17 protein-coding genes and 2 pseudogenes are annotated in these 23,049 nt (G+C 75.0%); 5 read left to right on the forward strand and 14 right to left on the reverse strand.

Translation table 11 applies throughout. The annotated features are described in order from the left end of the window. Positions 1-224: 224 nt before the first annotated feature. From ACZ6O2_RS22215 to ACZ6O2_RS22280, 14 genes and pseudogenes are all read right to left on the reverse strand, one after another. Positions 225-3,965 (reverse strand): SCO7613 C-terminal domain-containing membrane protein, encoded by a 3,741-nt coding sequence (locus ACZ6O2_RS22215; RefSeq protein ID WP_466024123.1) that lies wholly within the window; start codon positions 3,963-3,965, stop codon positions 225-227. A 47-nt stretch (positions 3,966-4,012) separates the two neighbouring features. Then, positions 4,013-4,333 carry a divalent-cation tolerance protein CutA gene (gene cutA, locus ACZ6O2_RS22220; RefSeq protein WP_350703705.1) on the reverse strand — a complete coding sequence of 107 codons (321 nt, stop codon included), beginning with the start codon at positions 4,331-4,333 and terminating at the stop codon, positions 4,013-4,015. 9 nt (positions 4,334-4,342) lie between these two features. Further along, positions 4,343-5,359, reverse strand: a complete 1,017-nt coding sequence (locus ACZ6O2_RS22225) for a 1-acyl-sn-glycerol-3-phosphate acyltransferase (RefSeq protein ID WP_466024124.1) — start codon at positions 5,357-5,359, stop codon at positions 4,343-4,345. Further along, on the reverse strand, positions 5,359-6,192 hold the full coding sequence (locus tag ACZ6O2_RS22230) for a patatin-like phospholipase family protein (RefSeq protein WP_466024125.1): 834 nt from the start codon (positions 6,190-6,192) through the stop codon (positions 5,359-5,361). The genes ACZ6O2_RS22225 and ACZ6O2_RS22230 overlap by 1 nt, the downstream gene beginning before the upstream one ends. Positions 6,193-6,316: 124 nt before the next feature. After that, positions 6,317-7,378: a glycosyltransferase family 4 protein gene (locus ACZ6O2_RS22235; RefSeq protein ID WP_466024161.1), complete on the reverse strand. Its 1,062-nt coding sequence runs from the start codon at positions 7,376-7,378 to the stop codon at positions 6,317-6,319. Positions 7,379-7,564: 186 nt separating this feature from the next. Continuing rightward, entirely contained in the window at positions 7,565-8,236 is a 672-nt protein-coding gene (locus tag ACZ6O2_RS22240) for a BON domain-containing protein (RefSeq protein ID WP_466024126.1), read from the reverse strand. Positions 8,237-8,409: 173 nt separating this feature from the next. Further along, positions 8,410-10,095: a S1C family serine protease gene (locus ACZ6O2_RS22245; RefSeq protein ID WP_466024127.1), complete on the reverse strand. Its 1,686-nt coding sequence runs from the start codon at positions 10,093-10,095 to the stop codon at positions 8,410-8,412. A 62-nt stretch (positions 10,096-10,157) separates the two neighbouring features. Then, a pseudogene (locus ACZ6O2_RS22250) lies at positions 10,158-11,369 on the reverse strand (HAMP domain-containing sensor histidine kinase); the annotation flags it as partial. A gap of 182 nt (positions 11,370-11,551) precedes the next feature. Then, positions 11,552-11,717 (reverse strand): annotated as a pseudogene (locus tag ACZ6O2_RS22255) (two-component sensor histidine kinase); the annotation flags it as partial. Next, entirely contained in the window at positions 11,714-12,415 is a 702-nt protein-coding gene (locus ACZ6O2_RS22260; protein ID WP_091103329.1) for a response regulator transcription factor, read from the reverse strand. The pseudogene ACZ6O2_RS22255 and the gene ACZ6O2_RS22260, both read right to left, overlap by 4 nt. A 75-nt stretch (positions 12,416-12,490) precedes the next feature. Further along, positions 12,491-13,108, reverse strand: a complete 618-nt coding sequence (locus tag ACZ6O2_RS22265; RefSeq protein ID WP_466024128.1) for a PadR family transcriptional regulator — start codon at positions 13,106-13,108, stop codon at positions 12,491-12,493. Next, positions 13,105-13,935 carry a DUF4097 family beta strand repeat-containing protein gene (locus ACZ6O2_RS22270; protein WP_466024129.1) on the reverse strand — a complete coding sequence of 277 codons (831 nt, stop codon included), beginning with the start codon at positions 13,933-13,935 and terminating at the stop codon, positions 13,105-13,107. Before ACZ6O2_RS22270 ends, ACZ6O2_RS22265 begins: the two co-directional genes overlap by 4 nt. 115 nt (positions 13,936-14,050) lie before the next feature. Beyond that, the gene (locus ACZ6O2_RS22275; protein WP_466024130.1) at positions 14,051-15,106 is read right to left on the reverse strand and encodes a lysophospholipid acyltransferase family protein; all 1,056 of its coding nucleotides are present in this window, start codon (positions 15,104-15,106) and stop codon (positions 14,051-14,053) included. Continuing rightward, positions 15,103-15,876 carry a GNAT family N-acetyltransferase gene (locus tag ACZ6O2_RS22280; RefSeq protein WP_466024131.1) on the reverse strand — a complete coding sequence of 258 codons (774 nt, stop codon included), beginning with the start codon at positions 15,874-15,876 and terminating at the stop codon, positions 15,103-15,105. The genes ACZ6O2_RS22275 and ACZ6O2_RS22280 overlap by 4 nt, the downstream gene beginning before the upstream one ends. Before the next feature lie 161 nt (positions 15,877-16,037). Here ACZ6O2_RS22280 and ACZ6O2_RS22285 point away from each other — a divergent pair, with 161 nt between their 5' ends. From ACZ6O2_RS22285 to ACZ6O2_RS22305, 5 genes are all read left to right on the forward strand, one after another. Next, positions 16,038-16,700, forward strand: coding sequence for a hypothetical protein (locus tag ACZ6O2_RS22285; RefSeq protein WP_350703727.1), 663 nt, complete (start codon positions 16,038-16,040; stop codon positions 16,698-16,700). A 132-nt stretch (positions 16,701-16,832) separates the two neighbouring features. Next, complete coding sequence (locus ACZ6O2_RS22290; protein WP_350703729.1) at positions 16,833-17,768, forward strand: ABC transporter ATP-binding protein; 936 nt, start codon at positions 16,833-16,835, stop codon at positions 17,766-17,768. Further along, entirely contained in the window at positions 17,765-18,577 is an 813-nt protein-coding gene (locus ACZ6O2_RS22295; protein WP_350703731.1) for an ABC transporter permease, read from the forward strand. Before ACZ6O2_RS22290 ends, ACZ6O2_RS22295 begins: the two co-directional genes overlap by 4 nt. Before the next feature lie 282 nt (positions 18,578-18,859). Further along, positions 18,860-22,597 carry a multifunctional oxoglutarate decarboxylase/oxoglutarate dehydrogenase thiamine pyrophosphate-binding subunit/dihydrolipoyllysine-residue succinyltransferase subunit gene (locus ACZ6O2_RS22300; protein WP_466024132.1) on the forward strand — a complete coding sequence of 1,246 codons (3,738 nt, stop codon included), beginning with the start codon at positions 18,860-18,862 and terminating at the stop codon, positions 22,595-22,597. Positions 22,598-22,753: 156 nt separating this feature from the next. Then, a complete protein-coding gene (locus ACZ6O2_RS22305) occupies positions 22,754-22,933 on the forward strand; it encodes a DUF6104 family protein (protein WP_088982274.1) in 180 nt (59 codons plus the stop codon). Positions 22,934-23,049: the final 116 nt, after the last annotated feature.

Consider the following 23,049-nt stretch of genomic DNA (forward strand, 5'->3'; position numbering starts at 1 on the left):
CGATGCCGGCGCCGACCTCCACCACACCCGCCCGCTCCGCACTCACCTGTTGATCGTATGCGCCCCCCCCCCCCCCCCCCCCCGCACCCCTCCCCCCCCACCCCCCCCCCCCCCCCCCCCCCCCCGCCCCTGCCGTCCAGTCTCCCGAGCACGGTTGCGCTGAGTAACCCTGTCCACCCCCCGAGCGGGGGTAGGGCAGGCCCTACCTCCACGCACCCCGGCGGTCAGCCCATCCGGCCCACGGCGGCCCGGAGCCGGGCCAGGTCCCGTCGCCGCCGCTCGTACGTGGCGGCGAGGCCGATCAGCGCGAACCCGCCGACGGCCAGGAAGATCCACCGGGGCAGCAGGTCCCACCCGCGGGCCAGCTCGTGCAGCGCGAGCAGCGCCAGGGTGACCCCGCCGAGCAGCACCGGCGCCTGCCAGCGACGGGTCGCCCCGGCGAGCACCGTGCCGAGCGCGGCGGCCCCCAGCAGCAGCCGCCGCCACGGCTGGGGATCCGGCGCCACCAGCACCGACACCAGGCTCGGCAGCAGCGCGGCCGCGAGCCCCGGGCCGAGCGCCAGCCAGCTGGTCAGCCCGGGCCGGGTGCGCAGCGCCGCCACGCCCGCCCCGAGGGCCAGCGCCGCCGCCGGCACCGTGTACGCCTCCAGGACCGCCACTCCCCCGGCGGCCAGCAGCAGCCAGCCGCCGAGCAGCTCGCTGCCCCCGGCGATGCCCGCGAACGCCCAGCGGCGGCCCGCCGGCTCGCCCGGGCGCAGCACCCGCAGCGCGACGGCGGCGCCCCACAGCACGCAGACCGCCGCCGCGTGCCGGAGCGCCCCGACCGCGAGCAGCAGCGCGACCAGCGCCACCGCCTGGGCGGCCGCGTCCAGCACCGCCGCCGGGGCGGACCCTCGGCGGGCCGGGGCGGCCCCGACCTGCGCCCGGTGGCCGCCGAGCAGCGCGGCGGCGGCCAGCGTGAGCACCGCGACGGCGAGCACGCTGAACGCGGCCGTCCGCAGCGGCAGCCCGCCGGCCAGCGGTGCGGTGACCGCGAAGCCGGTCGCGGCGGCGACCGCGACCAGGCGACCGACGAGCCGGGCGTCGTCCCGGCGGGCGGCCACGCCGACCACGGTCGCCGCCACCACCAGCACGCCCAGGCCGGCGAGCGTGCCCGCCCTGGTGGCCAACAGCCCGAGCAGCCCGGAGGCGGTCAACGCCAGCCCCACCGGCACCCCGACCGGGGCGAGCAGCGGGCGCGGCGCGGCCAGCGCGGCGACCAGCACCGCGACCACCCCGACGGCCAGCGTGGCGGCCGGCACCACCGGCCACGGCACGCCGGCGGCGACCAGCAGCACCGGCAGGGCGGTCGCCGCGAACGGCAGCGCGACGAGCGCGGCCCGCCACCACCCGCCGCGCGCCGACGCTCCGCCGCCGGCCCCGACGGCGCCTGGCATGCCGGCACCGGACCCGAACGCACCCGGCGCGCCGGCACCGCCCCCGACGGCGCCGGACCTGCCGGCACCGGGCCGGACCGCGCCCGGGACAGCTCGATCGGGCCCCGCCGCCAGCAGCGCGGCCACCGCCAGCGCGGCCAGCGCCACGCCGACCGGGAACGCCTCCGGGACGGGCTCGACCGCGGGCGCCCCGGACCAGGGCGACACCCCGCCGTACGGGGCGAGGAGCACCGTCAACGCCACCGGCGCGGCGGCGGCGAGGGAGATCACCAGCAGCCCGGCGCCAGCCACCCGCAGGACGGTGTCGGAGCGCGCCGCACCGCTCAGCGTCGCCAGCAGGACCGCCACGGCGGCGTAGAGGGCCACCGATTCGTCGGCCGGTACGACCACCGGCGCCAACCCGACCGGCGCGACCGCCACGGCGAGCCCGACGGAGGCGTACGTCCGCAGGTCGGGCCAGTGCCGGCGGACCGCGAGCAGCCCGACCGGCAGCACCGCGACGGCGGCCAGCGCCGCCCGCGCCTGCCACCAGGCCGGCGCTCCGGCCGCGATCAGGGCGACGGCCGCGACGGCCGGCACCGCGGGCGACGCGACGGCCAGGGACACCCCGGCGATCCCGCGTTGGACGGCCGTGCCGCGCCGCCCGGCGGCGGCCACGGCGAGCCCGGCGGCCAGGACCACCGCGAGCGCCGCCCCCACCCCGCCGGGGGCGGCGAGCCCCACCAGCAGCCCGTGCCCGAGCAGGAGGGCTCCGGACGCCGCCGCCGTCACCGCCGTCCCGGACCGGGCGCCGGGCCGCCCCACCCCGACGGCCAGCAGGCCCACCCCCGCAGCCAGGTCCAGGGCCACCACGGCGGGCCACGGCGACGGCCAGCCGGCGGGCACGGCGAGCACGGTGGCCACCACGGCGAACGCGGCCAGCGCCGGCCGGGCGGCCCGGGGCAGCAGCAGCCCCACGGCCGCCAGGGTCAGCGCGACCACCACCGGCAACTGCCAACCCCGGGCGATGTCCGGCCCGGCGGCGGCACCGTGCCACGGCGGCAGCGACCGACCGACCGCACCGCCGGCGAGCACCACGGCCCCCAGCACGGCGAGCTGGGCGGTCCCCCCGGCCACCAGCAGCGCGCCGACCCGGGGACCGGTCCGCCAGCCGGCGGGCAGCAGCCGCACCGCGCCGGCCAGCGCCACCACGACCAGCGCCGTGAGCACCGGTGCCGTCCCCAGCTCCGCGACGGGGCGGACGACCGCCCCGGCCAGCACCGGCACCAGCAGCCCGGCGGCGACGGCGCGGAACACCCGACCGCCGGTGAGCACCGCCGCGCCGAGCAACGTCAGTGCCACCAGCAGCAGCGGCCCCCCGGCCAGCAGCGGGGTGCCGGCGGCCCGGCCGAGGGCCAGCGGCACCAGCGCGCAGCTCGCGGCCACGGCCAGCGCGCCGGCGTACCCGATCCAGGCGACGACGCGCCCGGCGATGACCACCGGACGCTCCCCCGATCCGCCCACCGCACCGGGTGCCGCGACGGCCGGTCCGGGCGGCGCGACCGTCGACCCCGGCACCGCCACCGCCGGCGTGGGTGCCCCGGTCCCGGGGGACGCGACCGTCGGTGGCCCGCCGGCCGGGGTCGCGGCGCCGCCCGCCGGGCCGCCCCGAGGCCGCAGCGCGACCAGCGCCGCCAGGTCGAGCAGCGCCACCCCGACGAAGACCACCGCCCAGCCGGCGGCGTCCGGCCGGGCCCCGACGGCGAACAGGGGCAGCACCGGATGCGCGGTCACCAGGGCCGCGAACCACGGCACGGTCAGCCCGCTGAGCCGGGCGTAGCCGGCCGCGACCGCCGCGCCGGCCCCCCCGACCAGCGCGGCGTAGCGGGTGCCGGGCCAGCCGGCCACCCCGAACAGGTCCACCGTCCAGGCGGCGTACCCGTCGAGGAGCACCAGCAGCAGCCCCACCGCGGCGAAGGTCTCCGCCGTGCCGCGCAGCCCCCGCCGCACCGCCACCAGCGGCGCGGCGAGGGCGAGCGCGGTGAACGCGGCCAGGATCAGGGCCCGGCCGGCGACCCCGACCGCCGCCCAGGCGACCGCCGTGAAGACCACCGCCGCGGTGCCCAGCAGCAGTCCACCGAGGACGAAGAGCAGGCTCTGGACCGTCCGGGTCGAGGTCTCCGCCCCGCCCACGGCGGCCGGCGCGGGAACCGGCGCGACCGGCCCCCCGGCGGGCCACGCCGGCGCCGGGCCGGCCGGCGCGAATGCCGGGACGGCGGCGGGAACCGGACGCGCGGCCGGGCCGGGGAACTCCGCCCGGATCGAGGCGGCCAGCTCCGCCCGGCGCCGCCGGCTCGCCGCGAGCCGGTCGACGAGCCCCTGGTACGCCGCGCGGGCCCGCTCGACCTCGCCGCCGAGCGCGACGATCTCCCGGTCGAGCCGGATCACCTCGGCGGCGGCCGGGTACGGCGGTCGCCCGCAGCCGGAGCAGCCGGAGCCGAGGGAGGCCGGCGCGCCGCAGGCGGGACAGGGGTAACCGGTGTTCTGCACCCGGCCATTGTCGGCCGGCTCCCGTCACGGCTCCAGAGTGCGCGTACTCAGGGGCGGGTGTGCTCGTGCACCCAGGCGGCGTACGCGGGGTCGCCGCTGTCCACCCGGGTCACCAGGATCTCCGGCACCTCGTACGGATGGCTGGCGCGGATCTGCTCCACCAGCGCGGCGGCCCGGTCCGGCGCGGTCTTGAACTGCACCGACCACTCGGTGCTGGTCTCCACCCCGGAACGCCACCAGTAGGTGCTGTCCACCTGGCCGCCCACCTGCGCGCAGGCCGCCAGCCGTCCGGCGACGGCCGCGGCCGCCAGTACGTCGGCGACCGACCGCGCGTCCACCACCGTCGTCACCACGCAGATCTGGTCCACCAGCGCACCCTACGCGGCGCCGTCCCGATTGGCCGCGATCCACTCGTCGATCCGCGCCCACCAGTCGAAGAGCCAGTCGATCCGCTCCTGCCGGCCGGTCGGCACCTCCTCGGGCGGCACCGACCAGAAGCGCATGACGATCCGCTTGTCCATCGGCAGTTCCCGCCACACGTCGGCCACGGTGAGCATCCGGTCCAGGCCGGTGTGCGCCACGAAGATCACCCCGGCGTCGGGGGCGGCGTCCAGGGCCGCGAGCAGCCCGCCGGGCTGCGGGGCGAGCACGTGCCGCATCCGTTCCGCGCGCAGCGCCATGCGCTCCAGGCCCAGCGCGCGCAGCCGCGCGATGGCCCGCAGCCGGCGGCGCGGGGTGAAGTTGCCGCCCTCCGGGAAGATCACGAAGGCGTCGTCGTCGTCCAGGCCCTCCGCCAGGTGCCCGATCTGCTCGGTCACCGAACCCCGCCCGTCCGGGCCGGGCGCGAGGAAGCGGTTGGGCAGCCGGTTGAGCAGCACGTCGATCGCCGGATCCCACTGGAGGCTGTCCTTGAGCACGATCCGCGGCTCCCGGTTGAACCAGTTCACCAGGGCGTGGATCAGGATGAACGAGTCGCCGGGGCCGGCATGCCGGCAGAGCACCAGTTCCGGCCGGCCGGGCAGGGCGGTGTCGGGATCGGTGCCCACCACGTCGATGCTCAGGTGCAGCGTCCAGCGGGCCTGCCAGAAGAGCACCCGCAGGAACCAGCCGGCGAGCACGTAGTGGGCCCGCTGGAAGGCCGGCGAGCGGGCCCGCCAGCCGAAGCCGGAGGCGACCCAGAACACGAAGAGCGCGAGCAGCGCCGCCGCGTCCCAGACCAGGTAGACGCAGCCGATCCAGAGCAGTCGCAGCGGCCGAAGCCGGCCCGGGACCAGCGGCGAGGCGGCCGCCGCGAGCAGCGCCCAGACCGGCAGGGTGGTCACCACCAGGAAGGCGAGCAGCACCACGCCGGGGGCCAGGAGCACCCGGCGCAGCCACCGCGGCGGCAGGGGCATCAGCGCTGCACCTGGGTGGCCAGGTAGTGCCGCGAGGCCGTGTAGGCCCGGCTGATCCGCCGCCCCACCGCCGCCATGTCCCGGTACGCCCACGGCGTGTCGTCGCGCGGGTTCAACCCGCCGGTGGGCAGCACGTGCACCTCCACCCCGTCGGGCAGGGCCGCCATCTCCCGGGCGAACCGGTGCCGCCGGGCGATCTCGAACGCGACCTGGGCGATCTCCCAGGGTCGCCGGGGCGGGCTCAGCTCCCGCTCGATCCGCCCCACCTGGAGTACGAAGATCCGCCCGGCGCCGGCGACGACGGCCTCGCCGATCGGGATGGAGTTGACGATCCCGCCGTCGACGTAGTGCTGGTCGCCGATCTGGGCGGGCGGCAGCAGCCCCGGCACCGAGGCGGAGGCCAGCACGGCGGGCACCAGCGGACCGCTGTCGAACCAGTGCTCGGCGGCCCGCTCGATGTTCGCGGCGCAGCAGCGGAACGGCACCCGGAGGTCGGCGAAGGTGGTCTCCGCGCCCAGCTCGCTCTCCAGCAGCTTGCGCAGCGGGCGGGGCGAGTGCAGGTGGGTCCGGGCCGCGAACCGGCGCAGTTGCCGGGCCACCGAGTCGCCGTACACCTCGCTCGCCTCGGGCGAGGCCCAGAGCCGGACCAGCCGGTCGGTGACCGCCTCGGACGGTTCGGCGGCGACCAGGGCGCCGTTGACCGCCCCGATCGACGTGCCGAGCACCATGTCGGGCCGGATCCCGGCCCGGAACAGGGCCCGCAGCATGCCCACCTCGACCGCGCCGAGGACTCCCCCGCCCCCGAGCACGAACGCCACCGGTTCCCGCGCCATGGCCTCATCCTGGCACGGGCCGGAAAGCGGTCGCCCGGTGCCGGTGCCGGCCGGGCCCCGGCGCGCCGGACGGCGCGGGCTGAGCGGGCCGCCGGAGAGGCCGGTCAGGTACGGCCGACCGGGGTCAACGCCCGGCCACCCGGGCCGGCTCCCGGACCCCGGCGGACCGGGCCGCGTCGGCGATGAAGCGGCGGTACACGTGCTCGTATCCGGCGGCCATCTGGGCGGTGGAGAAGTTCTGCGCCACGTGCGCGACGCAGTCCGCCGGGTCGAGGCCGGGCACGGCACGCAGCGCGTCGGGCAGGTCGTCCACGCCCTCGCAGATCAGGCCCGTCACCCCGGGCCGGACGAGTTCCGGCACGGCCCCCCGGTTCAGGGCCACCACCGGGGTGCCCGTTGCCATGGCCTCCACCATCACCATGCCGAACGGCTCCTCCCACTGGATCGGCATGATCAGGCATCGGGCCTCGACCAGCAGCCGCAGCGCCTCCGCCCGGTCGGCGTCGAGCACCACGTGGACGTCCTCGCCGAGCAGGGGCCGGACCGCCTCGTCGAAGTAGCGGCGTTCGGGCGGCTCGTTGCACTTGCCGGCGAGCACCAGCGGCAGGCCGGCCACCCGGCACGCCCGGATGGCGACGTCCGGGCCCTTGTCGGGGCTGAACCGGGCCAGCCAGAGCACCGGGCCGTGGCTAGGCGCGGTCTTGTGCGGGATGCCCTGGACGTCCATCGCGTTGTGCACCGTGCCGACCCAGGGCAGTCGCGGGTTGAGCCGGCGCTGGGCGTGGGAGATGGCGACCAGCCCGACGCCCGGGTCGGTGTCGCTGAGCACGGTGCCGTACTCGCCCACGGGGTTGCCGTGCACGGTGGCCACGGTGGGGACCGCCCGGCGGCCGGCGACCAGCGGGCCGATCGTGGTGTGGTCGTGGACGACGTCGAAGTCGGCCGCGTCGACGAGGTGGTTGACCCGGGCCAGGTGGGCCAGCTCGGGCAGCGCCTCGCCGAGCCGCTCGTACTGCAAATCCGGCACGGTGGAGACGAAGTCGGCGGGGGTGCCGTGCTCCTGGCCCGCCCCGAACACGGTCACCGCGTGTCCCCGCTCGTTCAACGCCTCCACCAGGCCGGTCACCACCTGTTCCAGCCCGCCGTAGCCGGGCGGGGGCATCGACAGCCACGGCGGCACCACCATCGCGATCCGCAACGGCCGTTCCGCCGCCCGGTCGGTCGGCAGGTGGTTCACGGCCACGAGTCCTCCCCGTCGGTCGATGGTGCAGGTGGGCAGCCGGCGTCGATGTGCTCCGGCCGGTCACCCCACACGGCGGGATCGATGGCGGTTTCCCGGTGACGGCACGGCTAAACCGGACAAGCCGGGCGTTCACCCGCCCACGAGGAGCCGGTCCCGCACCGCCCGCACTCCGGCTGCGGACCAGGCCAGCCGCTCCGCCTCGTCCCGTTCCCACCAGGAACGGACCACGCCCCCGAGGATCACCGTGTCCCCGTCCAGCTCGACGGTCACCCGTTCGGTGCCGATCCCCCGCAGCAGCGCCCGCTGCAGGTCGCGCCGGATCCGCTCGGCGTCCGGACGGGCGGCGGGGCGCACCTCGACCAGGTTCGTCACCCCGCGTACGCCGCGCAGCCGGCGCACCTCCCGTTCGGCGGTACGCCGCTGCCAGCCGAACTCCACCTCGCCGCGCAGCATCACCCACCCGTTGGCCACCGTGACGTCCAGCAGCTCGGCGGGGACGAAGCTGTCCCACTCCAGCGCCCGGCTCACCGCGATCGCGATCTCGGCGTCCGTATGCCCCGCCTCGCCGGGCAGGCGCACCTCGATGTCGTCGGCGACCGCCCGCACCCCACGTACGCGCTGCGCGCAGCGTTGCGCCGCCCACTTGCGGGCGGAGCCGTCCACCCAACCGGTCAGCGTGACCACGCCGTCGGCGACGGTCACCCCGATGTCGTTCTGCTGCACCTGGGCGTCCCAGGCCAGTTCGTCGAGCACGTCCCGTTGGATCCGGTCGTCGGTCCGGACGGCCGCTGCCGTGGTCATCGCATCCCTCCGTACGCCTCGCCGGGTCTGCCACCGACGATGCCGGGCCGACGGGTGACGGCGGCTCACCCGCACCGGGCGAACCGCCGTCAGAGGAAGCGGCGGGTGACGGAGCCAACCCCCTTGGCCCCGCCACCCGCCGCCGGAGGGAGGAGGAAAGTCTCGGTTACGTGTTACGACGTCTCGGCGAGCGTCACGGTTGCCGTGGATTCGGCGCCGTTGCGCTTGTAGGTCACCGCCACCCGGTCGCCGACCTTGCCGGCCTGCACGGCGCCGACCAGGTCGTCCGAGTCGTTGACCGGCTTGTCGCCGAACCGGGTGATCACGTCGCCGCGCTGGAGCCCGGCCTTCTCGGCGGCGCTGCCGGAGGTGACGGCGGCGACCAGCGCCCCGCCGCCCTCGGCGGCCGTCACGCTGACCCCGAGCGACGGGTGGCTGACCTTCTCGCCCCGCTGGAGCTTGCCGGCCACGTCCTTGGCCTTGTTGCTGGGGATCGCGAAGCCGACGCCGATGTTGCCGGTGCTGCCCTGACCGGCGGTGGCGATCGCGGTGTTGATGCCGATCACCTCGCCCCGGGTGTTGACCAGCGCGCCACCGGAGTTGCCCGGGTTGATCGGCGCGTCGGTCTGGAGCAGCCCGGCGATCGAGCTGGCGCCCTGGCCCGGCTCCTGCCGCTGCTGGCCGCTGCCGGCCTGGATGGTGCGGTCGCGGGCGCTGAGGATGCCGGCGGTGACCGAGCCCTGGAGGCCCAGCGGGCTGCCGAGGGCGAGCACCTGGTCGCCGACCTGCATCGCGTCGCTGTCGCCGAACGTGGCCGGCTTCAGGTCGCTGACGCCGGCGGCCTTCACCACCGCCAGGTCGGTCTTCGGGTCGGTGCCGACGATCCGGGCCTGGGCGGTCTTGCCGTCGGCGAAGACCACCCGGACGCTGTCCTGGCCGGCGGAGGCGACGACGTGGTTGTTGGTGAGCACGTAGCCGTCGGCGGTGAGGATCACGCCGGAGCCCTCGCCGCTGTCGGTGGCGATGGAGACGACGCTGGGCTGCACGGCGGCGGCGATCCGGGGCAGGTCGGCGCTGTTGATCACCGGCGCAGCGGAGTAGGTGCGGGTGGTCCCGGAGTCGCCGTCCACGGCGAGCGCGAGCGCCCCGCCGGCGACGCCCGAACCGAGCATCAGGGCGAAGACCGCGACGCCGGCGCCGGCGAGCTTGGCGATCCGGCCCGGCCGGGGGCCGGCCGCCGGCGCGGGGGCCCAGGGCGGCACCGGCTGGCCCGGGTGGTGCGGGTGCTGGCCGTAGCCCGCCCCCAGTTGTCCCGGCTGCCCCCCGCCGCTCCAGCCGGACTGCTGGCCGTACCACGGCGCGCCCGGGTACGGCGTGCCCTGCGGCTGGCCGGGCTGCCCGGCCGCGTGCGGGTGGCCGCCCGGGGCCTGGCCGGACACGGGGTAGGGCGGGGCGGACGGGCCGGCCGTGGCGGGTGGGAACGGTCCCGCCGGGGTGGGCTGCCCGGCCGGGACGCCGGGGCCACGGACCGGGTCCGGAGCGGTGGCGCCCTCGGGGGCGCGGGCCGGCTCCGGGGCGCGCATCGCGACGTCGCCCGCGACCGGGGCGTCGGTGGTCCGGCCCGGCTCGGCGGTACGGAAGGCGTCGCCGCCCGCCGCTTCGAATGCGGCCGGGGCCGGCGCGGCGGGTGCGGCCGACGCCGGGGCCGGGGCGGCGGTGTCGCCGGGGGCGGCCGGGGCCGGGTCGGGGTGGGAGTCGGACTGCGCGCGCTCGACGCGTGGCAGCTCGGCGGTGGGGTGCGACGGCTCGGCGTCGGTGGCGGCCGGCCGGCGCTGCGGGTCGGACTCGTACTCGGTCATGCATCCACCTTCGCTCGGAGCACTGCGACCAGCCTGGAACCGGCCTGAATGTTGGCTGAAAGTCACTCGCCATCACCCTCGATGTCCGGCACGAGCGGCAGCCGGACCCGGAAGGTCGCGCCCCCGCCCGGGGTGTCGGCCACCTCGACGGTGCCGTGGTGCGCGCGCACCAGCGCCGCCACGATGGCCAGGCCGAGCCCCGTGCCGGTGTTGCCGCCGGCCCGCCGGGTACGCGCCGCGTCCACCCGGTAGAAGCGCTCGAAGACCCGCTCCGCCTGGTCGGGGGTGAGCCCGGGGCCGGTGTCCGCCACCTCCACCACGGCCAGGTTGCCCGGCTCCACCCGCAGCCGCAGGGTCACCGAGGCGTCCGGCGGGGTGTGCGTGAGGGCGTTGGTCATCAGGTTGCCGATCACCTGACGGAGCCGGGCGTCGTCGCCGTAGACCACCAGCGGGCCGGACCCAGGCTCGATCTCCAGCTCCACCCGGCGCTCCGGCGCCACCACCCGGGCGGCCTCGACCGCGTCGCTGGCCAGCACGGGCAACTCCACCGGGGCGAGGGCGAGCGGCCGTTCCCGGTCCAGCCGGGCCAGCAGCAGCAGGTCCTCCACCAGCAGCCCCATCCGGGCCGCCTCCTGCTCGATGCGGCGCAGCAGGTCGGCGGTCTGCTCCGGCGCGCTCGCCGCGCCCTGCCGGTACAGCTCGGCGAAGCCCCGGATGGTGGTCAGCGGGGTGCGCAGCTCGTGCGAGGCGTCCGCGACGAACTGCCGCATCCGCTCCTCCGAGCGCCGGGCCCGCGCCTCGGACGCCCGCGCCGCGCCGGCCGCGTCCCGCGCCGTGGTCTCGGCGGCCCGGGCGGCGGTCTCCGAGGCGGCCCGCGCGGTGAAGGCCGCCTCGATCTGCGCCAGCATTGCGTTCAGCGCCCGGGAGAGCCGGCCCAGCTCCGAGGTCGGGACGGGTTGTCCCTCCTCCGGGTCGGGCACCCGCCGGGTGAGGTCGCCGCCGGCGATGGCGGCGGCCGTACGCTCGATCTCCACCAGCGGTTTCAGGCTGGTCCGGACGATCGCCGCGCCGATCGAGGCGAGCAGGATCAGCACCGACCCGCCGACCAGCAGGTCAATCCAGATCAGCTGTTTGACGGCCTGGTCGACGTCGGTGAGGTGCTGGCCGACGGCCAGGATCTCGCCGTCGTCCAACTGGGTGTAGAGCATCCGCCAGCGAGACCTGTGGTCCTGCGCGAGCACCGTGCGCGGCTCGCCGGTCAGCGCGGCGAACCCCTCGGTGGTGCTCGGTAGCCGCGGCAGCTGTTCCGGGCGGATGTTTTGGCTGTCGTACTCGGGCGACATCACCCCGGCCGGCTGGGCCAACGAGATGATGAAGTCGCTGGGCAGCGTGGTGGTGCTTTTCCGGCCTTCCTTGTACAGGTTCAGCACCGCGGCCACCGAGCCGGTGGTGCGGCTCAGTTCCTCGTCCACCTGCTCGATGAGGTAGCCCCGGAGGAAGACGGTGGTCAGCGAGCTGATCACCAGGAGGGCGGCGGCGACCAGGGTCAGGACCGCGGCGACCAGCTTCACCCGCAGCGGGACGCCACGCAGCCATGCCTTCCCCTGGTGGACCGGGTTCACGCCGCCGGCTTGCGCAGCACGTACCCGACGCCCCGCAGGGTGTGGATCAGCCGGGGCTGGGTGTTGTCCACCTTGCGGCGCAGGTAGGAGATGTAGGACTCGACGATGTTGTCGTCGCCCCGGAAGTCGTAGTTCCACACGTGGTCGAGGATCTGGGCCTTCGACAGCACCCGGTTGGCGTTCAGCATCAGGTAGCGCAGCAGCTTGAACTCCGTCGGCGAGAGCTGCACCCGCTGACCGGCCCGGTGCACCTCGTGGGTCTCCTCGTCCAGCTCCAGGTCGGCGAAGGTCAGCCGGGAGGGCGCCTGCTCGCCGGTGCTGGTCCGCCGCAGCACCGCCCGGATCCGGGCGGTCAGCTCCTCCAGGCTGAACGGCTTGGTGACGTAGTCGTCCCCGCCCAGGGTCAGCCCGCGGATCTTGTCGTCGGTGGCGTCGCGCGCGGTGAGGAAGACCACGGGCGTGCGCGTGCCGCCCTCGCGGAGCATCCGGATGACCTCGAAGCCGTCCAGGTCGGGCAGCATCACGTCGAGCACGACCAGGTCGGGCCGGTGGTCCTTGGCGGCGTGCAGGGCGGCGCTGCCGCTCGTCGCGGTGGCCACGTCGAAGCCCGCGAAGCGCAGGCTCGCGGAGAGCAGTTCGAGGATGTTGGGATCGTCCTCGACGACGAGCAGTCGCGCCTCGGTCTGGGTAGCGGCCATGCGCCCATCATCCGCGCTCTCGCTGCGTCCGCGCTGGGCACTTCCTGGAAAAAGCCTGTGAGCCGACCGCCGTGGTCAGCGCAGGAGCCGCCGCAGCCCGTCCAGCGCGCCGTCGAGCAGCCGGATCGCCGTACGCAGCTGCGAGTCGGTGAGCCTGCGGGCCCGCACCAGGGCGCCCACCTCGACGGCGAAGGCCGCCAGCCGCTGGTCGAACTCGGCGAGCGGCGTCGTTCCCGGCCCTGCGGCGGGGCCGGGAACGGGCGCCGGACCGGGCGCCGGGGGCGTCCAGCGGGCCCGTCGGGTCTGCCGCGCCGCCTCGCGCAGCTCCCGCTTCAGGTCGCGGACCGAGCCGCGTACCTCGTCGCGGATCTCCCCGGCCAGCGCGGACAGGTCCTCGACCGAGGCCGCGATGTCCGACTCCAGGGCGGCCAGCTCGCCGGCCCGCTGGCGCAGCTCGGCCCGGCCGGCCTCGGTGATCTCGTAGACCTTGCGGCCGCCGACGGCGGTGTGGGTGACGAGCCCGTCGGCCTCCATCCGTTGCAGCCGGGGGTAGATGGTGCCGGCGCTGGGCGCGTAGTGGCCGAGGAACCGCTCCTCCAGCAGGCGGATCAGCTCGTAGCCGTGCTTCGGGCCGTCGTCGAGGAGCTTGAGCAGGTAGAGCCGGAGCCGCCCGTGACTGAACACGGCGGTCACGGCAGCTCCTCTTCCTGGTCGTCCACCCGGCGGGCGAGCAGCGCGATGCTGCCCGAGGTGGCGGAAGCCCAGAGCTTACCCTCGCCCGCGCCGAGCACTCCCTCGCTGTCGACCACCGCCCCGGGGGCGGCGCTGCCCCGCACCTGGGCGAAGCCGCTGGTGATCCGGCCCGACGTGGTGTGCAGGCGCACGGCGAGGTCGCTGTCCTCGCGGACCCGGACGGTGATGCCGCCGGAGATCGTGCTGAGCCGGATGTCGCTGCGCCGGGGATTGTCCAGGTCGCAGGTGATGGCGCCGGAGACGGTGGCCGCGCGCACCTGCCCGGCCGCGCTGTCGGCGAGGGTCACCTCGCCCGAGACCGTCTCCAGGTCGAGGTCGCCGGACACGCCCAGCGCCTCGACCGGGCCCGACGTGGTCCTCGCCGACGTCGGGCCGCGCAGCCCCATCAGCGTGATCCGCCCCGCCGTCACCTCCACCCGGGTCCGACCGCGCAGGCCCGACGCGACCAGCGAGCCCTCGACCAGTTCGAGGTCGGCCAGCACGTCGGCGGGGACCGCGACGGAGACGTCGACCCGGGCCAGCCGGGACAGCGGCCCCACCCACCAGACGAACTCCGACCACCGCCGGCGCCACTGCTGGCGTACGGAGAGCCGACCGTCCCGGTGCTCGACCAGGACCGGCCGGCGACCGACCCGGGTGACGTCGACCCGGGCCGGGCCGTCGGTGGCCACCACGTTGAGGCGGCCGCCGAGCAGGTGGACGTCCAGCCGGGTGACCGGCCCGTCCAGGGTGAGCCGCTGCGGGGCGTCCACGGTCCAGCCGGTCATCGGTCCTCCCTCCGGTGACGCGCCGGCCCGGCGCGTCCCACGGCAGGACAGTAACGCGATACATCGCGATATGACAAGCGGTGCCGCCGGACGGCGGACGTCCCCGCCGTCCGGGTCAGGCGGCCAGGTCGAGCCTCCGCTCCGGTCCGGCCGGCCCGGCGGACGGCTCCGGCTCGGACGAGGCGGCGAGCGGCGGGAACGGCACCGGCGCGGCGGCCGGCGGGAACGATGCCGGCACGGGGACCGACGCGGACAGCGCCGGCACGGACAGCGCCGGTGCGGGGACCGGCACGGACAGCGCCGGTGCGGGGGCCGACGCGCCCGGGGCCGCCGACCCTGCCGGCGGCGGCACGAGGTGCACGGCCGACTCGGCCGTCCGGGCGAGCAGTCGACGGTCGGCGTCCCGCGCGGGGTGCAGCGCGGCGGAGACGGTCACCCGGACCTCCAGGTCGCGGGCGGTGAGCACCCGACCCAGCGAGCGGAACAGGTTGTCGTCGCCGACGAAGGCGGCGGCCGTGGTCGGCACGCCGGTCGCCGCGCACGCGTAGCCGATCCGTAGCGGCACCACCGGCGCCCCGGCGTCGATCGCCGCCTGGAACAGGGCCGGGCGGAACCCCCGGCCGGGGCGGCAGCCGACCGCGTCGGCGGCCCCGCACCACGTCGTACCCTCCGGGAAGACCGCCACCGGGCGGCCGGCGCGCAGCACGGCGGCGACCCGGGCCACCGTCGCCGGCAGGTCGCGCGGCCGGGCCCGGTCGACCAGGACGGTGCCGGCCGCGGTCGCGAGCAGCCCGACCAACGGCCAGGACCGCACCTCCCGCTTGGCCACCATCCGGGCCGGCGCGACGGCCAGCAGCGCCAGCACGTCCAGCCAGGAGACGTGGTTGGCCACCAGCAGCGCCGGCCGCCGCGGCGCCCGGCCGCGCACCACCAGGCGTACGCCGAGGGCGCGCAGCGTCCCCCGGGCCCAGCCGCGCACGGCCACGGCCCGCTCCCCCGCCGGCAGTACCGGCAGCAGCGCGGCCAGCACCGTGCCCGCCAGCAGCATCCCGAGTACGGCCAGCAGCCGGGCCGCCCGCCGGGCCGCCGGCGCGGCCGGCGCCGCGCCGGCGACCGGGAGGCAGGCCGGTCCGCAGCCCGACGCGGGCAGCCAGAGCGGTGTCGCACTCACCGCTCGGCCCCGCCCAGGAAGTGCCGCAGGTAGCGGGGGTTCATCCGGTCCAGGGAGAAGAGCACGTAGAAGTCGGCCACCCCGAAGTCCGGGTCGTACGCGGGTTCCCCGCAGACCCAGGCGCCGAGGCGCAGGTACCCGCGCAGCAGCGGCGGCAGCACGGCCCGCCCCGCCGGACCGTCGGCCGGCCCGGTCGTCGCGCCCGGCTCGGCGAACCAGGGGCGGCGTGGACGCACCCGCAGCGGCGGCGGGGCCAGGTGCCGGGCCCGGACCTCGTCCCACACCGCGGCGACGGCCCCGCCCCCGTCGGCCACCGGCACCGACGCGCAGCCGCCGAGCCAGCGCGACCCCCGCAGGTGCAGGTAGCGGGTGATGCCGGCCCACATCAGGTTGATCACGGCGCCGGAGCGGTGGTCGGGGTGCACGCAGGAGCGGCCGGCCTCGACCAACCGCTCCCGGAGCGGGTCGAGCGCCGCGAGGTCGAACTCGGTCTCGGCGTACCGGCGGTCGGTGCGGCCCGGCGGGAGGAGCCGGTACGTGCCGACGACCTCGCCCGTGCTCTCCTGCCGGACGATCAGGTGGTCGCAGTACGGGTCGAACTCGTCGACGTCGCGCCCGGCGGCGTCGGGGCGGAGGGTGGCGCCGAACTCGGTGGCGAACACCTCGTGACGGAGGCGTTGCGCGGCCGCGACCTCGCTCGGGTCGTCGGCGATCAGCAGGGTGTATCCGCTGGTCGTCAGGGGTGCGCCAGCGGCGTGCAGAACGGCCATGGCACCTGTGTAGGCGGCCCGGGTTGCCGGGCGTTGGGGTGAGGAGTGTCGATGAGGTGAACGGCGGTCGGCGACCCGTGGCGGGGCCGGCCGGCGGGCGTGCGAGGCTGCCGGGGGCGGGCCGGCGACGGGGCCGGACGCCGCGCCGCGGGAGGTGTCTGATGATCATCGAGTCGCGCCACAACGGTCCGCCGGGCTCGGGCAACGGCGGTTGGAGCGCCGGGGTCTTCGCCGCCGCGTCCGGCGCCCCCGGTCCGGTCGAGGTGACGCTGCGCCGCCCGCCCCCGCTGGAGACCCTGCTCACTCTCGTCGACGGGGAGGTCCGCGACCCGGAGGGCCTGGTCGTCGCCCAGGTCCGCCCCACGGAGGATCCCCGCGCGGTCGTGCCGCCGGTGGACCTGCCGGCTGCGCGGGCCGCGTCGGCGGCGTACCCCGGACTGGTCGACCACCCCTTCCCGGGCTGCTACGTCTGCGGCCCGGACCGCCTCGACGGCCTGCGGATCTTCCCCGGCCGGCTGCCGGACGGCCGGACCGCCGCGCCGTTCCGCGCGCCGGGGTCTGTCACTCCCGCCACGGTCTGGGCGGCGCTGGACTGCCCCGGCGGCTGGGCCGTCATCGCGCCCGGTCGGCCGTACGTCCTCGGCCGCATCGCGGCGGTGGTCGCGGCGCTGCCCGAGCCGGGCGACGAGTGCGTGGTGACCGGCGCGATGGTCGGCGGCGAGGGCCGCAAGGCGCTCGTGCACACCAGCCTGTACGCCCCCGACGGCACCCTCCTGGCCTGGGCCCGGGCGACCTGGATCGCCGTGGCGGCGGCCGGCGGGTAGTCGTTCCTGGGGAGGAGGGCCTCCTGCCTGAGGCGGAGTTGGATCTACGGAGCGCGCCTGATTGACCTCGTTGCGCCCGCCCGCCACGCTGTGTCACGGCGTACCCCGAAGCCCCCCGCACGAAGGAGAGCAATGACTGACGGGCAGCGAAGCCCCACGAGTGACGGTCAGATCGTGGTGTCCGGCCTGACGAAGCAGTACAAGAACGTCCGGGCCGTGAACAATCTGTCCTTCACGGTCGAGCCGGGGCGGGTGACCGGGTTCCTCGGCCCCAACGGTGCCGGCAAGACCACCACCCTGCGCATGCTGCTGAACCTGGTCACCCCGACCGGCGGACAGGCGACCATCAGCGGTCGCCGGTACGCCGACCTGACCGACCCGCTGCGGCACGTCGGCGCGGTGCTGGAGGCGTCCAGCGCGCACAAGGGCCGCACCGGGATCAACCACCTGCGGGTGCTCTGCGCGGCGGCGGGGCTGCCGAAGCAGCGGGCCGACGAGGCGCTGGCGCTGGTCGGGCTCACGCCGGCGGCGAACCGCAAGTTCAAGGGCTACTCGCTCGGCATGAAGCAGCGGCTCGGCATCGCCGCCGCGATGCTCGGCGACCCCCGGGTGCTGATCCTCGACGAGCCGGCCAACGGCCTGGACCCGGAGGGCATCCGGTGGATGCGCGGGTTCCTCAAGAACCTCGCGCACGAGGGCCGCACCGTGCTGGTCTCCAGCCACCTGCTGTCCGAGATGCAGCTGCTCGCCGACGACGTGGTGATCATCGCCGCCGGCCAGCTCGTCCGGCAGGGCACGGTCGAGCACGTGATCGGGTCGATGGCGCAGGGCGTCCGGGTGCGGGTGCGTACCCCGCAGGCCGACGCGCTGACCGTGGCGCTGAAGGACGGCCCGGGCACCGTCGACGTCGACGAGCACGGCACCCTGCTGGTGGGCGGGGTGGACGCCCCGACCGTGGGCCGGGTCGCCCTGGCCGCCGGCGTCGAACTACACGAACTGACCACGGAACGGCCCGACCTGGAACGGGTCTTCCTGGAGCTGACGGCCGGAAAGGCGGGCATCCGATGAACCTCGTCCGATCCGAGCTACTCAAGATCCGCACCACCAGCACGTGGTGGTGGCTGGCCATCGGCGCGTTCCTGTCGATCGCGCTGGCGTTCGCGTTCAACGCCTGGGTCGCCGACGAGACGCTGAGCGGCAAGGGCGAGAGCCTGGGCGTCACCGGCGACATGGCGTCCGCGGCGGCGCAGGCCGCCAACCTCTACACCTCCGGGCAGTACCTGGGCCTGATGTTCGTGATGCTGATCGGCATCCTGATGGTCACCAACGAGTTCTTCCACCAGACGGCGACCACGACGTTCCTGTCCACGCCGCGGCGCACGTCGGTGATCCTCAGCAAGCTGGTCGCGGCGAGCCTGCTGGGCTTCGGGTTCTGGCTGGTGACCACCGTGATCGACCTGGCCGCCGGGGCGGTCTTCCTGTCGATCAACGACTACGGCACCCTGCTCGACGAGTGGGCCGTGCAGCGGGCGCTGCTGCTCAACCTGCTGGCGTACGCGATCTGGACGGTGCTCGGCGTGGGGATCGGCACGCTGATCACCAACCAGCTCGGCGCGGTGATCACCGCGGCGGTGCTCTACCTGGTCGGCACGCAGGTGGTGGGGCTGCTGTTCATGCTGCTGGCGAACGTGCTGGAGAACCAGGCCGTGGCCAAGTGGCAGGTGATCTGGCCGGCCGTCGCCTCGACCGTCATGGTCAGCGAGGGCCAGACGGACTTCACCCCCGAGTGGTGGGTCGGCGCGCTCGTGCTGATCGGCTACGCGGTGGTCAGCGGGGTGGTCGGCGTCGCGATCACCCGCCGTCGCGACATCTCCTGACGGGTTCGGACGACGAAGGGGCGGGGGTGGTGCGGGGCACCACCCCCGCCCCCGTCGTACCGGGGGTCGGCGACACGACGGGCCCTACCAGCAGTCGGCGGAACACGCAGCGTTTGGCCAACTTCTGGCATCTTCTGTGAAACGGACCACGCGGCGGAGGCGGAAATGCCTGCGGCATCCGCACGGCGTAGCCTTGGAGCCGTCTCGTGGGCGCTCGCAGACAGGGCGGCACGGGGACACCGCGTGACACACAAACCCGCGTGAAAGAGGCGATTACCGGCCGTGTCGACCCAGCAGACTTCGCAGGAGAACCCACTGGCGGGTTTCGGTCCGAACGAGTGGATCGTCGAGGAGATGTACCAGCGCTACCTCGCCGACCCCACCAGCGTCGATTCGGCCTGGCACGACTTCTTCGCGGACTACCGTCCGGCGCCCGGCGCCGGCACGCCCCGCGCTGAACAGCAGGCCCCGAAGCCGGCCGCCGGGCCGGAGCCCGCCGGACAGCAGGAGGCGGCCACCTCGGTCGCGCAGCCGGCCGCCGCCAAGCCGGCGGAGAAGAAGCCGGAGGCCAAGCCGGAGAAGCCGGCCGCCAAGGCCGCCCCGGCCAAGCCCGCGCCCGCGAAGGCCGCCCCGGCCAAGCCCGCGCCGACCAAGCCGACCGCCACCGGCCCGCAGACCACGCCGCTGCGCGGCGTGGCGGCGAAGATCGTCCAGAACATGGACGCCTCGCTCGCCGTGCCGACCGCCACCAGCGTGCGCGCCGTCCCGGCCAAGCTGCTGGTCGACAACCGCATCGTGATCAACAACCACCTCACCCGTGGGCGCGGCGGCAAGGTCAGCTTCACCCACCTCATCGGGTACGCGATGGTCCGGGCGCTGGTCGCCCACCCGGAGATGAACAACTCCTTCGCCGAGGTCGACGGCAAGCCGGTCATGGTCCGGCCCGAGCACGTCAACCTGGGCATCGCGATCGACCTGGTCAAGCCGGACGGCAGCCGCAACCTGGTGGTCCCGTCCATCAAGGCCTGCGAGCAGATGGACTTCCGGCAGTTCTGGCAGGCGTACGAGGACGTGGTCCGGCGCGCCCGCCGCAACGAGCTGACCATGGAGGACTACTCCGGCACCACGATCTCGCTGACCAACCCCGGCGGCATCGGCACCGTGCACTCGATGCCGCGGCTCATGCAGGGGCAGAGCGCGATCATCGGCGTCGGCGCGATGGAGTACCCGGCCCCCTACCAGGGCATGTCCGAGGCCACCCTGGCCGAGCTGGCGGTCAGCAAGGTCATCACCCTGACCAGCACGTACGACCACCGGATCATCCAGGGCGCGCAGTCCGGCGAGTTCCTCAAGGTCATGCACGAGCTGCTGCTGGGCGAGCACGGCTTCTACGACCAGATCTTCACCTCGCTGCGGATCCCCTACGAGCCGGTGCGCTGGATGCGCGACGTCGCGGTCAACAGCGAGGGTCAGATCAACAAGACCGCCCGGGTGCACGAGCTGATCCACGCCTACCGGGTGCGCGGGCACCTGATGGCCGACACCGACCCGCTCGAGTTCAAGATCCGCAAGCACCCGGACCTGGACGTCCTCCAGCACGGGCTGACCCTGTGGGACCTGGACCGCGAGTTCCCGGTCAACGGCTTCGCCGGCAAGCAGCGGATGAAGCTGCGCGACATCCTCGGCGTGCTGCGCGACTCGTACTGCCGCCGGGTCGGCATCGAGTACATGCACATCCAGGACCCGGAGGAGCGGCGCTGGATCCAGGAGCGGATCGAGCGCAAGTACGAGAAGCCGTCCCCGGACGAGCAGAAGCACGTGCTCAACCGGCTCAACGCCGCCGAGGCGTTCGAGACCTTCCTGCAGACCAAGTACGTCGGGCAGAAGCGCTTCTCGCTGGAGGGCGGCGAGTCGCTGATCCCGCTGCTCGGCGAGGTGCTGGAGGCGTCCGCCGAGGGCGGGCTGGACGAGGTCGTCATCGGCATGGCCCACCGCGGCCGGCTCAACGTGCTGGCGAACATCGTCGGCAAGCCGTACGAGAAGATCTTCTCGGAGTTCGAGGGGCACCTGGACCCGCGCTCCACGCAGGGCTCCGGCGACGTGAAGTACCACCTGGGTCAGAACGGCAAGTTCACCACGCCGGACGGCGACCACGCGGTCAAGGTCTCGGTGGTGGCGAACCCGTCGCACCTGGAGGCCGTCGACCCGGTGCTGGAGGGCATCGTCCGGGCCAAGCAGGACCGGATAGACCTCAAGCTGGAGGGCTACACCGTGCTGCCGCTCGCGGTGCACGGCGACGCCGCCTTCGCCGGCCAGGGCGTGGTGGCGGAGACGCTCAACCTCTCCCAGCTGCGCGGCTACCGCACCGGCGGCACCGTGCACGTGGTGGTCAACAACCAGGTCGGCTTCACCACCGCCCCGGAGTACAGCCGCTCCAGCCTCTACAGCACCGACGTCGCCCGGATGATCCAGGCGCCGATCTTCCACGTCAACGGCGACGACCCCGAGGCCGTGGTCCGGGTCGCCCGGCTGGCCTTCGAGTACCGGCAGGCGTTCAACAAGGACGTCGTCATCGACATGGTCTGCTACCGCCGGCGCGGGCACAACGAGGGCGACGACCCGTCGATGTCCAACCCGCAGATGTACAAGATCATCGACTCGAAGCGGTCCGTCCGGAAGCTCTACACCGAGGAGCTGATCGGGCGCGGCGACATCACCGTGGAGGATGCGGAGGAGCTGCTGCGCGACTACCAGTCGCAGCTGGAGCGGGTCTTCAAGGCCACCCGCGACGCGGCCACCATGCCGCGCCAGCTCAGCCGCCCCAAGCGGGAGGACGAGCCGGAGCCGCAGGTGGAGACCGCCACCGACGCCGGCGTCGTCAAGGCCATCGGCGAGGCGCACGTCAACCTGCCGGAGGGCTTCACCCCGCACAAGCGGATCCAGCAGCTGCTCGACCGGCGGGCCAAGATGTCCGTCGAGGGCAACATCGACTGGGGCTTCGGCGAGATCATCGCGTTCGGCTCGCTGCTGCACGACGGGGTCACCGTCCGGCTCGCCGGTCAGGACTCCCGCCGGGGCACCTTCGTGCAGCGGCACGCCGCCGTGGTCGACGCCGAGACCGGCGAGGACCACCTGCCCCTGCAGTCGCTGACCGGCGACGGCGAGCGGTCCCGGTTCTTCGTGCACGACTCCCTGCTCAGCGAGTACGCGGCGATGGGCTTCGAGTACGGCTACTCGGTGGAGAACATCAACGCGCTGGTCTGCTGGGAGGCGCAGTTCGGCGACTTCGTCAACGGCGCCCAGTCGGTGATCGACGAGTTCGTCTCCTCCGGCGAGGTGAAGTGGGGCCAGCGCTCCGCGGTCACCCTGCTGCTGCCGCACGGCCACGAGGGCCAGGGCCCGGACCACACCTCCGGCCGCCCGGAGCGGTTCCTGCAGATGTGCGCCGAGGACAACATGCGGGTGGCCATCCCGACCACCCCGGCGAACTACTTCCACCTGCTGCGACGCCAGGCGCTCTCGCCGAAGCGCAAGCCGCTGGTGGTGTTCACGCCGAAGTCGCTGCTGCGGCACAAGCTCTGCGTCTCCTCCGTCGAGGAGTTCACCACCGGCACCTTCCAGCCGGTGCTGCGCGACCCGGGCGCCCCGGCGCCGGAGGCGGTGAAGCGGGTGCTGCTCTGCTCGGGCAAGGTCTACTACGACCTGTTCCAGGCCCGGCAGGAGCGCGGCATCACCGACACCGCGATCATCCGGCTGGAGCAGCTCTACCCGATGCCGGTGGAGGAGATCCGGGCCGCGCTGGCGGCGTACCCGAACGCCGAGGACTACGCCTGGGTGCAGGAGGAGCCGGCCAACCAGGGCGCCTGGTCGTTCGTCGCGCTCAACCTGCTGGAGCACCTGGCCGACGTCCGGCTGCGCCGCATCTCCCGCCCGGCCGCGGCCGCCCCGGCCGTCGGCTCGGCGAAGATGCACGACGTCGAGCAGACCGCGCTGATCGAGGCGGCTCTCCCCCGCCCGTGACCTGAGCACCGCACCGACAACCGGGGCAGGGACCGTCGCGCTGACGGTCTCTGCCCCGTCGGCGTCCCGGCCGCCCGTGGCGGCTCCGGCCGGCCTCCGTCCCGGGACGACCCGAACGCCCATCCACAGCAGACCGACGAGCGAGGAACGCACAGCATGTACTTCACGGACCGTGGGATCGAGGAACTGGTGCAGCGGCGAGGCGAGGAGTCCGTCAGCGTCGAGTGGCTCGGCGAGCGCCTCCGCGACTTCGTCGACCTGAACCCCGAGTTCGAGACCCCGATCGAGCGCTTCGCCACCTGGCTCGCCCGCCTCGACGACGAGGACGACGACTAACCCGACCGTTCACCATTGCGTTGATCATGAAGTTGTTGTCGCGACACGCCGAGGCGGGCGACAGCAACATCATGATCAACGGCCCGGGCGGGTGGGGCTAAGGTCCCGGGCGGACG

The sequence above is a fragment of the Micromonospora sp. NPDC048040 genome, assembly GCF_055587185.1.